This is a genomic window from Streptomyces sp. LUP47B (genome assembly GCF_001746295.1).
Taxonomy (GTDB): domain Bacteria; phylum Actinomycetota; class Actinomycetes; order Streptomycetales; family Streptomycetaceae; genus Streptomyces.
The window spans coordinates 143,330-154,944 of record NZ_MJAH01000002.1 but is presented as its reverse complement, the minus strand read 5'-3'; the positions used below and the strand labels follow the sequence as shown (position 1 = coordinate 154,944).

The window sequence follows — 11,615 nt, the reverse complement described above, 5'->3', positions numbered from 1 at the left end:
CGGCCCCGCGCCCCTCAGTGCGTCCACTCAGCGCAGTTGATTCAGTACCGTTCGCTCCAGTGCAGGCACAAACCTCTGACCCGCCAACGCCAGCACGATCGCCGCCGCCACCCCCGCCCACGCGAGTGGCCCCAGCGGTGTGCAGCCGAACAACTGGCTCACGCCCGGGATCTCCACCACGGCGAACAACGCCACCGCCGAGCCCAGGGACGTGAAGCGGACCAAGGGGCTCTCCCGGCGGTCCGCCAGTGTCTGGGCGAGCTGCGTGCCCACCACCGCGCACAGTGCCATCGTCGTCGAGCGGCGGGCCGTGCCCGGGGTGAAGCGGCCGATCAGCCAGGCCACGGTGGCGCCCAGGCAGGTGGTGATCGCGCGGTTGCGGATCTGGCGGGTCAGAGCGGCGCCCAGGATCGAGTCGACCGAGGGCTCGTCCTCCGTCGGTTTCTCCGTCGGCGTCACCGCCACCGCCATCGCCGGGAACAGGTCGGTGAAGAGGTTCACCAGGAGCATCTGGCGGGTGGACAGGGGTGCGGCGCCGGACAGGAGCGTGCCGAGGATGCCGAAGCCCACCTCGCCCGCGTTGCCGCCGATCAGGATGGCGATGGCGTCGGCGACGCTGTGCCACAGGGCGCGGCCCTCGCGGACGGCTTCGATGAGGACGGTGAGGTCGTCGCCGGTCAGGACGAGGTCGGCGGCGTTGCGGGCGGCGGCCGAGCCGCGGGCGCTGATGCCGACGCCGATGTCGGCGGCGCGGATGGCGGCCGCGTCGTTGGCGCCGTCGCCGACCATGCCGACGACCCGGCCCGCGTCCCTGAGGGCCTCGACGACCTGAAGTTTCTGCTCGGGCGCGACCCGGGCCACGACATCGGCGTCGCGCAGCATCCGGGAGCGGGCCGAGCGGTCGGCGGCGGCCAGTTCGTCGCCGGTGACGACCGTGGCGTCCTCGGGCCAGCCGAGGTCGGTGGCGATGGCGTGGGCGGTCTGCGGGTGGTCGCCGGTCAGCACGACAGGCCGTACACCCGCCTCGCGCAGTCCGTGGACCAGGTCCGGGGAGGTCTCCCGGGCGACGTCGGCGAGGGCCAGCAGGCCCACGAACTCAAGGTCCCGCAAAGGCTCTTCGAGTACGGCCTTCTCGTCGCCCGCACCGTCGCCGTCGAGCGGACGGCGGGCCACAGCCAGGACGCGCAGGCCGTCGCGGGCCAGCGACTGGGCCCGGTCGGAGGCCTCGGCGGGGAGGTCGGCGCAGGCGGGCAGGACGGTCTCCGGGGCGCCCTTGAGGACCAGGACCGGGGAGCCGTCGCCCGGGTGTCCGACGGCGGCCGCGTAACCTCGGGCGGCCTCGAAGGGCTGGCCCTCCAGCTGGGTCCACTCCTCGTCGGGGGGAGCCGCGTCCAGGACGGCCTCGTCGGTGGCGTGGGCCGGGCGCTGCCCGGAGTCGCCGTCGAGCTGGGGACAGGCGCGGGCCGCGACCCGCAGCGGGCCGTCCGCGCCGGGCTCGTCGAGGGTGTGGACCGTGCCGTCCGCGTCGGTGACCCGGACCAGCCGCAGCCGGTTCTCGGTGAGCGTGCCGGTCTTGTCGAAGCAGATGGTGTCCATGCGCCCCAGGGCCTCCAGGGTGCGCGGGGCGCGGACCAGGACGCCGTGCGCGCTGAGCCGGCGGGCCGCCGCCAGTTGCGCGACGGTGGCCACCAGCGGCAGCCCTTCCGGTACGGCGGCCACGGCGACCGCGACCCCGCCGCTGACCGCCTGCCGCAGCGGGGTGCCGCGTACCAGGGCGAGCCCGGTGACCGCGGCACCGCCCGCCATCGTCAACGGCATTGCCTTGCGGGTGATTTCCTGGAGCCGGGCCTGGACTCCGGCGGCGGCCGGGGTGCGGGCGGCGAGTGCGACGGCGCGGGCGGCCTCGGTGCGGTCGCCGGTGTCCACGACGACCGCACGGGCCTGTCCGGCCACCACGGTCGTCCCCTCGAAGACCATGCAGTGCCGTTCGGCGACGGGGGCGTGAGGGCTCGGGTCGGTGGACTTGTCGACCGGGAGGGACTCGCCGGTCAGCGCGGACTCGTCGACCTCCAGGCCGTCCTCCCACAGCAGACGGGCGTCGGCGGGCACGACGTCGTCCAGCGTGAGCTCGATGACGTCCCCCGGGCGCAGCTTGGCGGCGTCGACGACATGCGGTTCCGCGTCCTCCTCCGTGACCCGGGCCTTCTGCTTCTGCTGGGCGAGCAGCCCGGACAGGGCCCGCTCGGCGCGCAGCCGCTGGAGTCCGCCGACGAGGGCGTTCAGGTCGAGGGCGCCGACCACCAGCAGGGCGTCCATCGCGGACCCGAGGATCGCGGACGCGGCCGAGCCGACCGCCAGGACGGGGGTCAGCGGGTCGTCCAGCTCGTTGCGCACGGCCCGGGCGAGCTGTGCCGACCACCTGACGGGGGCCAGCACGGGCAGTCGTACGACGGTGTCGGCGGCCGTACGGACCCGTGCGGTCGTCTGCTCCACGAGCGTCGGCTCCGGGGGTGCCTCCTTTTCCAGACGGTCGCGTACGGCGTCCGGGTCCAGGGCGTGCCAGGCCACCCGGGGACGCGGGTGCGGGGGGCTCGCGGTGGCCACGCGGAGGGCGGCGCGGGTGCCGGTGAAAAGGGCGGCGGCCGCGGCCGCGTCGACGGGTGCGTGCCGGAGGCCGGGGAGTGCCGTACGGCGTCGGCCGCGGCCCGAGTCGCCGACGGCGACGAGGAGTCCGGACAGGGCGGCGCCCGAGCGGGCCAGGGTCTGGGAGCGGTGGCCGACCGCACGGGCCGCCGGCACGGCCGTCAACAGCCGCCAGACGTCGGGCAGTCCGTGCGGGGCGAGGAGGTCGGCACCCCAGGCGACCGCGCAGCCGCCGTCGGTGAGGGAGACGGCCACGTCGCCCCGGAGGAGCCCGGCGACGACGTCGGCGTCCTGGGGGCGGGCGACGGTGAGGACACCACCGCCGCCGTTCCCCTCGTCCTCGCCATCGCTGTCGTCGTGGAGTTGGTCGACGATGTCCTTCAACGGGCGTTCGGCGTCCACGACTTGATCCGCGAGGCCGGTGAACTCGGCCAGTGCGGGGTCGTCCACGACGACGACACGGAGTCCGGCGCGCCGGGCCGCGTCCAGCACGGGTTCCGCCCATGGGTCCGCGCCCGCGCCCGGGGTGCGCAGGGCGCTCGGGTGCAGGAGGACGGTGCCGACGGTCTCCAGCTGTCGCAGCCGGTCCGGGTCGCGCACCAGGACGCCGGAACGGGACAGCGCTGTGCTCAGTACGGCGTGGAAGGCGGCAGGGCCGTAGCGCGCGGCCTTCGGGGAGCCCGCGAGGACCGCCTCCGCGGCCTCGGTCACGTTGTGTTTGACGAGCATCGCGGCGACGGCGCCGGCGATGCTGCCTGCCGAGGCGTGGCCCGCGTACTCCTGGGCGGGCGAGGGCCCCGGCGGCGGGCGCAGGGCCAGATCCGCGGGCACGCTGTCCCGGTCCGGGACGCACAGGTCGTCGTGGACGGCTTCGAAGGTGGCCGTCCGTACGACTGCCTCCGCCAGCTGGCAGGTGCGCAGCGTTCCGTCGAGCAGCAGGGAGGTGGGACTGTGACCGGCACCGTGCACGGCGGCGTTCACGACGGCCAGCGCCACGTCCATCCGCGCGCTCCCGAGCCGCCCTCCCAGCCAGCCCCTGAAGCGGGGGTTCTCCCGCAGCAGCGTCACCACCGCCGTCACCGGCCGCGGCGACGCCGGCAGCCGCAGCGCGGACCCGGCGAACGCGGCGGCGGCTCCGACGCCGTCGGCGACGAGCGCCACGCCCGCGGTCCGTATGGAGCCGGGGTCACCGGGGTGGGCGAGCTCCTCGACATCCTGGTCGGCCGCCACCAGCCCGTACCGCTCGGCAAGCACCGAGACCCGCTCCACGACCCGCTCGGTGGCCACTCCCTCGGCCGCGGTCACGACGAGCCGCCCGAGGCCCTGGTCCCAGTAGGCCAGAGCGATGTCGGGGTGCTCGGCGAGGGCGGTGACGAGACGCCGGGCACGGTGTTCGGTGCGGGTGGCGCGGGGCGGTGGAGACGAGGGGCCGGCACCTGCCTCCGCGTCGGCCCGCTGTTCTGCGTACTCTCCGTCCGCGTCCGCGTCCGCCTCCGCGCGCAGCGCCAGATGGGCCCGCCGGCCCGCTCGCCAGTCCGGGGATGCTCCCGGGAGGGCCGCGCGGGCGGCCCTCGTCGCCCGGGCCGCGAAGTCCGCCGTGCGGACGCCGGCCCGGGCCGTTCCGGCCACCGCTCCCGCGGCCGCGCCGACCGCGGCGGGCGTACCCCTGGCCAGCAGACGGGGGCCGGCCAGGACGAGACCCGCGGCTGCCGTCGTGAGTCCTCGGTTCATCACTGGTCCTCAGTCGTCGGATCGGGTACGGCCCGCGGTGGCGCCGCCGGGGCCGCCTCGGTCGGACGGCGACGCCGTCTCGTGCGGAGGGAGTTTGTCGGAGGGTGTGCGGAGGGACGGGGAGGGAGACGAACCGTGCGACGAGTGGGACGGCCTGCCGTGTGACGACGCCAGTACCCGGGGCGTGGGCCGGCTCTCGTCCCCCGGCTCCCCGTCTTCCCCGCGCTCCCCCGGCCTCGGTTGCGTCAGCCACGCCACCGCCGCCCCGGTGACCGCGACGGGCCACTCGACGACGCCCGCGACGCCGAGCACCCCGGCCCCGGCGTACACCGCGAGCCGTCGGCCGCGCGGCGACACCGCTCCGACCCGGTCCAGTGCTCCACCGGCCACCCGGCCCACCGTCCCGGCCCCGGGAACCCTCCCCAGTGCCGAAACGGCCGCCCGCAGCGGCTGCGGAAGCCCCTGCGCCGGTGACGGTGATTCTGACTCTGCTATCTGCTGCGACGATTTCTGCTCGGCCATGACTCGCCTCGCCTGTGGGGGGGGTCTTCTCTTCGGACCGACCGGGTTCCCGCACTGCGGGCGATCATCCCCACCTGCGACAACCGGTCAGGCGCGGGGGCCGACGGCGTCGCAGGAGAGGGCGCGCTGTGACGCCGTGCGGGCCGGGGTCCGCTCCAGGGCGATCGCGTGCAGCTTCTCCAGCCGCAGCCGGGACTCCTCGTCGGCGGGGGCGTAGGTCACCATGCGCGGCCCCGCCTCGGGGCCGAGCCACAGGTCGGTGTGGTCGACGGAGACATGGCCGACGTAGCGGTTCATGAACTCCTTGCGGCGGCCCCGGTGTTCGATGACCTCGTGCCGGTCCCAGACCTCGCGGAACTCCGGGGACTCCGTGCGCAGCCGCTTCAGGAGCATCTTCCAGCCGGGCTCGGCGAGGTGTCCGGCCATGGTGGCCCGGAAGCGGGCTGCCATCAGGCGCTGCGCCTCCGCCAGGTGGACGATCGAGGAGCGCCAGTCGTCGTCGGTGTAGGAGAGGATCATGCAGTTGCGGTCCTCGGGCGGCACCGCGTCCAGGTCGCACAGCAGCAGGCCGTAGGTCCGGTTGTAGGCGAGGATGTCGTAGCGGCTGTTCTGCACGCAGGCCGGGACCGGCTCCAGCTGTTCGAGCACCTGCTGGATGGCCGGGGTGACCGACGGGCAGACGGTGGCCGGTGTCGGGTCGACCGCGCCGGCGAGCTGGAAGAGGTGCGAGCGCTCGCTCGGGTCCAGCAGCAGTGCGCGGGCGAGGGCGTCCAGGACCTGCACGGACACCTGGATGTCCCGGGCCTGCTCCAACCAGGTGTACCAGGTGACACCGACCGCGGAGAGCTGGGCGACCTCCTCCCGGCGCAGGCCCGGGGTGCGGCGCCGGCGGCCGCGGGGCAGACCGACCTGTTCGGGGGCGATGTGCTCGCGGCGGTGGCGCAGGAAGGCGGCGAGTTCGTGGCGCCGGATCGACGAGAGGGACGAGTGGGACGCGGTCGCCGGTACGGCTGTCTCCTGGGCCATGGTGGTCATGTCTCCAGCCTGCCTCCACCCGGACCCTGTTGCCAGGTGGTTCTTCTACCAGGATAAGAAGACTCTGGTACCCCTCTGGCGGGAGGCGCAGGCTCGTTGCCGTGACGACCGAAACCACGACTCCACGCCCCGTCCGCGCCGCCGCGCCACCCGAGCTGAGCGGCCTCGGACTCTTCACGGTGCTGCTCGCCGCGGCACTCCCCCTCATCGACTTCTTCATCGTCAACGTCGCACTGCCCACCATCGGCGCGGACCTGTCCGCGAGCGAGTCGGTCCTCGAACTCGTCGTGGCGGGCTACGGGTTGGCGTACGCCGTCCTTCTCGTCCTCGGCGGCCGCCTCGGCGATCTCTTCGGGCGGCGCCGGCTGTTCCTGGGCGGCATGCTGGCCTTCGGGCTGACCTCGCTGGCGTGCGGGCTCGCGCCGACGGCGTGGACGCTGGTCGCGGCGCGGGTCGCCCAGGGCGCCGCGTCGGCGGCGATGCTGCCGCAGGTCCTCGCCACGATCCAGTCGGCGACGGCCGGACCCCGCCGGGCGCGGGCGATGGGCCTGTACGGCGCCACGGCTGGCCTCGCCATGGTGGCGGGCCAGATCCTCGGCGGGGTCCTGGTGGCGGCCGACATCGCGGGCACGAGCTGGCGGGCGACGTTCCTGGTGAACGTGCCGGTCGTCCTGCTCGGCCTGTTCCTCGCGGCCCGTACGGTCCCCGAGACCCGTTCCCCCCGTCCGGAGCCGGTGGACGGCCCGGGCACGGTCCTGCTGGCGGCGACGCTGCTGGCGCTGCTGGCCCCGCTGACCGAGGGCAGGGCGGCGGGCTGGCCGTTGTGGACGTGGCTGTCGCTGGCGGCGTTCCCGTTCCTGGCGTGGGCGTTCTTCGCGGTGGAGCTCAGGGCGGACCGCGGGGGCCGCACTCCGCTGGTCCCGCCGAGCCTCTTCCAGTTGGTGTCCCTGCGCCGCGGTCTGCTGCTCATCCTGCCGTTCTCGATGGGCTTCGCGGGCTTCATGTTCGTGATCGCGGTGGCGCTTCAGGAGGGAGCGGGCCGCAGCCCCGTCCAGGCGGGTCTCGCGCTGGTCCCGCTGGCGGTGACGTTCCTGTTCACGTCGGTCGCCGGACCGCGGCTGATCGCCCGCCACGGCACCCGGGTGGTGACCGCGGGCGCGCTGATCCAGGGGGTCGGCCTGGGCCTGATGATCCTGGCCGCGCACTCCTCCTGGCCGGACCTCGGGCTGCTTCCCCTGCTCCCCGGCGGCGCGATCGCCGGAGTCGGCCAGGCACTCCAACTGCCCGTGGTCTTCCGGATCGTCCTGTCCGAGGTGCCGCCCGCCCGGGCCGGCGTCGGCAGCGGCGTGATGGTCACCACCCAGCAGGTCTCCCTGGCCCTCGGCGTGGCCACGCTGGGCAGTCTCTTCCTCGCCCTGGCGCCGGGCATGGGCATGCGGGACGCCCTGGTGACCACGCTCCTCGTCCAGTTGGCGGGGGTGGCCCTGACGGGCGTACTGAGTCTGCGTCTGCCACGCACGATCGACTGACCGGGCCGCAGGCCACGCTCAAGTCCTGGCGAACGCCCCGTGAAGATACTGCTGTTGATGTTGTTCTTGCTGCACACTCCTAGCCGGAGGCGAGGCACATGTTGCAGATCAACACGAGCAGGGTGAGCCGCTGGGACCAGCACGGCCGCGAACACGTGGTCCAAGTGCAGCGCAAGGGCGCGCAACGCACGATCAGATGTGACACCTGCGGCTGGCGCAAGGGAGCGCAGTTCCTGCCCTGGCTGAAGGCGGAGGAACACCTGGCGGAGGCGCATCAGGCGACGGTGGATCCGTCGCAGACGTAGCGGCGGGGTTGGCGGCGGTCAGGCCTTGAGGCCCCGTACCAGCAGGTCCACCAGCGCCGTGAACTCCCTTTCTGCGCCCGGCTTCTCCCACTCACGGGCATAGCCGGGGTCGTGGAAGATGGCCGTGCCCTGGAAGACCGCCTGGGCCGTGGTGTCCGGGGCGGTGACGGTGAAGGTGCCCGCGTCGATGCCGTCCTGGACGATACGGGTCAGCTGGTCGGTCAGCTCGGTGAGGTGCTCGATCACCGCCTCGACGTTCTCGCCGGTCAGGACCGTGTACGTAGCGAACAGTTCCGGATCGTCGCCCGCCTTGCGGCGCTTGACCTCGAAGAGCGCGGCGAGCCAGTCCCGCAGCCGGGCCTCCGGGTCGCGGTCCGCGTCGGTGATCGCGGCCAGGACGCCCGTCGCCCGGTCCAGCCACCGTTTCGTCACGGCCTCCCGCAGCGCCGCCTTCGTCCGGAAGTGCCGGTAGACGCTGCCATGGCTGACGCCGAGCGCGCGCGCCACGTCGACCACGGTGGCCTTGGCCGGGCCGTGGCGGCGCAGCACCTCCTCGGTGGCTTCGAGGATGCGCTCGGCGGTCAGGGTCTCGGTGCTCGGTGGCATGCCTAGACCGTACCTGGCACGGTGTTCACCGTTCGCCGCTCATCGTTCGCTGTCGAGCATGGCCATCTGGTGCGTCGGGTACCGCTCTCCGGCCGCCGCGTCCGCGGGTACGGCGTCCTCGACGGCCGCGAGGTCGGCGGCGTCCAGGGTGACGTCCAGGGCGCCCAGTGCCTCGTCGAGCCGCTCGCGGGTCCGCGCGCCGATCAGCGGCACGAGGTCGTCACCTCGTGAGAGCACCCAGGCGATGGCGATCTGCGCGACCGTGACGCCCTTCTGTTCGGCGATCTTGCGCAGGGCCTCGACCAGCGTGAGGTTGTGCTGAAGGTTCTCGCCCTGGAAGCGGGGCGAGTGGGCGCGGAAGTCGTCGGCGGCCAGTGACCGCCCTGCCGTGAGGTGGCCGGAGATCAGCCCGCGGGAGAGCACTCCGTACGCGGTGACGGAGATGCCGAGCTCGCGCAGGACGGGGAGGATCTCCCGCTCGGGGCCGCGGGAGATGAGGGAGTACTCGATCTGGAGGTCGGCGATCGGGGCGGTGGCGGCGGCCCGGCGAATGGTCTCCGGACCGACCTCGCTCAGCCCGATGTGGCGGACGTACCCCTTCTCGACGAGTTCCGCGATCGCGCCGACCGTCTCCTCGATCGGTACCTGGGGGTCGAGCCGGGCCGGGCGGTAGACGTCGATGTGGTCGACGCCGAGGCGCTGGAGCGAGTACGTGGCCCAGGTCTTCACGGCGGCCGGGCGGGCGTCGTAGCCGAGCCACGCGCCGTCCGGGTCGCGCTGGGCGCCGAACTTCACACTGACCAGCGCGTTCTCGCGCAGGGCGGCCGGAGCGGTGCGCAGTGCCTCGCTGATCAGCAGTTCGTTGTGGCCCATGCCGTAGAAGTCGCCGGTGTCCAGCAGGGTCACGCCGGCCTCCAGGGCGGCGTGGATGGTGGCGATCGACTCCGCGCGGTCCGTCTCGCCGTACATGCCGGACATGCCCATGCAGCCGAGGCCGAGGGCGGAGACCTGGGGGCCGGTGGTTCCGAGGTTTCGGGTTCGCATCGTCATGCCGTCCACCCTGCCATGACAGCTGACAGATATCAATATCTGTCAGCTGTCATGGACGGTCACGCGTCGGTCGTGGCCAGCTTGGCTCCGAGCAGCACGAAGGACGCCGCGAAACTCCGCCGCAGCCAGGCCATGACCCGGGGCCGGGAGATCACATGGCTGCGGACCGAGGCCGCGAGCACCCCGTAGGCGGCGAAGACCACGAAGGTCGCGAGCATGAAGACCCCGCTCAGCACGAGCATGCGCGGCAGGGCGTGCGGCTCGGTCGGACTGACGAACTGCGGCAGGAACGCGAAGAAGAAGATCGTCAGCTTCGGGTTGAGGAGGTTGATCAGAACGCCCCGGGCGATCACACGTCCCGCGGACAGGGGCGCGCCGCCCTGGTCGACCTCGATGACCTCCTTGTCCCGCACGGCCGCCCAGGCCATGTACAGGAGGTAGCCGACCCCGGCGTACTTGACCGCCTGGAACGCCACCGCACTCGCGTTCAGCAGTGCGGCGAGCCCGGTGACGGTGGCCAGGACGTGCGGCACGATCCCGAGCGTGCAGGCGAACGCGGCGACGACGCTCGCGCGAGGACCACGGGAGAGTCCGGCGGCGAGCGTGTAGACGACCCCGGTACCGGGAGTGGCGACCACGACGAGGGTGGTGAGGAGAAAGGCGAGGCTCATGGGGCCAGCCTGGACAGGGAACGGCCCCCGACACAGGGCCAAAGCGAGACCTGTATCGGGGGCCAAAGACGAACGGGTGGAGCTAGCAGCCGACGAGCCGGCCGGCCAGGTAACCCTCGATCTGGTCGAGAGACACCCGCTCCTGCTTCATCGTGTCCCGCTCGCGGACCGTCACCGCGTTGTCCTCGAGCGTGTCGAAGTCGACCGTCACGCAGTACGGCGTACCGATCTCGTCCTGGCGCCGGTAACGGCGGCCGATGGCGCCGGCGTCGTCGAACTCGATGTTCCAGTTCTGGCGCAGCGCCTGGGCGAGGCCCTTGGCCTTCGGGGACAGCTCCGCGTTGCGGGAGAGCGGGAGGACCGCGACCTTGACCGGGGCCAGGCGGTGGTCGAGGCGCAGCACGGTGCGCTTTTCCAGCTTGCCCTTGGCGTTGGGCGCCTCGTCCTCGACGTACGCGTCGAGCAGGAACGCCAGCATCGCGCGGCCGACACCCGCCGCGGGCTCGATGACGTACGGCGTCCAGCGCTCGCCGGCCTCCTGGTCGTAGTAGGCGAGGTCCTGGCCGGAGGCCTTGGAGTGGGCGGTGAGGTCGTAGTCGGTGCGGTTGGCCACACCCTCGAGCTCACCCCACTCGTTGCCGCCGAACTGGAAGCGGTACTCGATGTCGGCGGTGCGCTTGGAGTAGTGGGAGAGCTTCTCCGCCGGGTGGTCGTACCAGCGCATGTTCTCCTCGCGGAGACCCAGGCCCGTGTACCAGTTCCAGCGCTGCTCCATCCAGTACTCCTGCCACTTCTCGTCCTCGCCCGGCTTGACGAAGAACTCCATCTCCATCTGCTCGAACTCGCGGGTGCGGAAGATGAAGTTGCCGGGCGTGATCTCGTTGCGGAAGGACTTGCCCATCTGCGCGATGCCGAACGGCGGCTTCTTGCGCGAAGCGACCTGCACCTGGGCGAAGTTGGTGAAGATGCCCTGCGCGGTCTCGGGGCGCAGGTAGGCGATGGAGCCGGTGTCCTGCGTGGGGCCGAGGTGGGTGGAGAGCAGACCCGAGAACTGCTTCGGCTCGGTGAACTGACCCTTGTTGCCGCAGTTGGGGCAGTTGATGTCCGCCAGGCCGTTCTCCGGCTCGCGCTTGTGCTTGGCCTCGTAGGCCTCGATCAGGTGGTCCGCGCGGAACCGCTTGTGGCACGAGGTGCACTCGGTGAGCGGGTCGGAGAAGGTGGCGACGTGACCGGACGCGACCCAGACCTCGGGGGCAAGGATCACGGACGAGTCGATACCGACCACGTCCTCGCGGGACGTCACCATGTAACGCCACCACTGGCGCTTCAGGTTCTCCTTGAGCTCGACACCCAGCGGTCCGTAGTCCCAGGCGGCCTTCTGGCCACCGTAGATCTCACTGCAGGGGAATACGAAGCCACGGCGCTTGCTCAGGCTGACGATGGTGTCGATCTTGTCGGCGGCCACGGTGCTCTCTTCATTACGACGACGGGCGACGAAGCAATCTCTACGGAGCAGTGCTTCA

The 11,615-nt window shown here is 72.6% G+C and carries 9 protein-coding genes; 2 read left to right on the top strand and 7 right to left on the bottom strand.

Features of this window, described 5'->3' with window-relative positions; genetic code table 11:
* Nucleotides 1–27 precede the first annotated feature (27 nt).
* The 3 genes from BFN33_RS07310 to BFN33_RS07300 form a co-directional block, all read right to left on the bottom strand.
* Nucleotides 28–4,374, bottom strand: coding sequence for a cation-translocating P-type ATPase (locus BFN33_RS07310; RefSeq protein ID WP_069759088.1), 4,347 nt, complete (start codon nucleotides 4,372–4,374; stop codon nucleotides 28–30).
* Between the two features lie 9 nt (nucleotides 4,375–4,383).
* Nucleotides 4,384–4,764, bottom strand: coding sequence for a hypothetical protein (locus tag BFN33_RS07305; RefSeq protein WP_370743258.1), 381 nt, complete (start codon nucleotides 4,762–4,764; stop codon nucleotides 4,384–4,386).
* A gap of 219 nt (nucleotides 4,765–4,983) precedes the next feature.
* Nucleotides 4,984–5,931 (bottom strand): helix-turn-helix domain-containing protein, encoded by a 948-nt coding sequence (locus tag BFN33_RS07300; protein WP_069759086.1) that lies wholly within the window; start codon nucleotides 5,929–5,931, stop codon nucleotides 4,984–4,986.
* Nucleotides 5,932–6,032: 101 nt separating this feature from the next.
* Between BFN33_RS07300 and BFN33_RS07295 the strand changes: the two genes are divergently transcribed.
* Both BFN33_RS07295 and BFN33_RS07290 read left to right on the top strand, forming a co-directional pair.
* Nucleotides 6,033–7,460, top strand: a complete 1,428-nt coding sequence (locus tag BFN33_RS07295; RefSeq protein WP_069759085.1) for an MFS transporter — start codon at nucleotides 6,033–6,035, stop codon at nucleotides 7,458–7,460.
* 98 nt (nucleotides 7,461–7,558) lie between these two features.
* Complete coding sequence (locus tag BFN33_RS07290; RefSeq protein WP_069759084.1) at nucleotides 7,559–7,765, top strand: hypothetical protein; 207 nt, start codon at nucleotides 7,559–7,561, stop codon at nucleotides 7,763–7,765.
* Between the two features lie 18 nt (nucleotides 7,766–7,783).
* On the opposite strand, the gene BFN33_RS07285 is transcribed toward BFN33_RS07290, so the two are convergent.
* The 4 genes from BFN33_RS07285 to BFN33_RS07270 all read right to left on the bottom strand — a co-directional run bounded on the left by BFN33_RS07285 (nucleotide 7,784) and on the right by BFN33_RS07270 (nucleotide 11,557).
* On the bottom strand, nucleotides 7,784–8,371 hold the full coding sequence (locus tag BFN33_RS07285; RefSeq protein ID WP_069759083.1) for a TetR family transcriptional regulator: 588 nt from the start codon (nucleotides 8,369–8,371) through the stop codon (nucleotides 7,784–7,786).
* A gap of 39 nt (nucleotides 8,372–8,410) precedes the next feature.
* The gene (locus BFN33_RS07280) at nucleotides 8,411–9,421 is read right to left on the bottom strand and encodes an aldo/keto reductase (RefSeq protein WP_069759082.1); all 1,011 of its coding nucleotides are present in this window, start codon (nucleotides 9,419–9,421) and stop codon (nucleotides 8,411–8,413) included.
* A 59-nt stretch (nucleotides 9,422–9,480) separates the two neighbouring features.
* Nucleotides 9,481–10,092, bottom strand: coding sequence for a LysE family translocator (locus BFN33_RS07275; RefSeq protein WP_069759081.1), 612 nt, complete (start codon nucleotides 10,090–10,092; stop codon nucleotides 9,481–9,483).
* 82 nt (nucleotides 10,093–10,174) lie between these two features.
* The gene (locus tag BFN33_RS07270; protein WP_069759080.1) at nucleotides 10,175–11,557 is read right to left on the bottom strand and encodes a glycine--tRNA ligase; all 1,383 of its coding nucleotides are present in this window, start codon (nucleotides 11,555–11,557) and stop codon (nucleotides 10,175–10,177) included.
* Between the last annotated feature and the right edge of the window lie 58 nt (nucleotides 11,558–11,615).

Excerpts from the sequence above, each read along its gene's own strand:
- BFN33_RS07310 (WP_069759088.1), bottom strand. The coding sequence starts at position 4,374 with ATGAACCGAGGACTCACGACGGCAGCCGCGGGTCTCGTCCTGGCCGGC.
- BFN33_RS07300 (WP_069759086.1), bottom strand. The coding sequence starts at position 5,931 with ATGACCACCATGGCCCAGGAGACAGCCGTACCGGCGACCGCGTCCCAC.
- BFN33_RS07290 (WP_069759084.1), top strand. The coding sequence starts at position 7,559 with ATGTTGCAGATCAACACGAGCAGGGTGAGCCGCTGGGACCAGCACGGC.
- BFN33_RS07285 (WP_069759083.1), bottom strand. The coding sequence starts at position 8,371 with ATGCCACCGAGCACCGAGACCCTGACCGCCGAGCGCATCCTCGAAGCC.
- BFN33_RS07280 (WP_069759082.1), bottom strand. The coding sequence starts at position 9,421 with ATGACGATGCGAACCCGAAACCTCGGAACCACCGGCCCCCAGGTCTCC.
- BFN33_RS07275 (WP_069759081.1), bottom strand. The coding sequence starts at position 10,092 with ATGAGCCTCGCCTTTCTCCTCACCACCCTCGTCGTGGTCGCCACTCCC.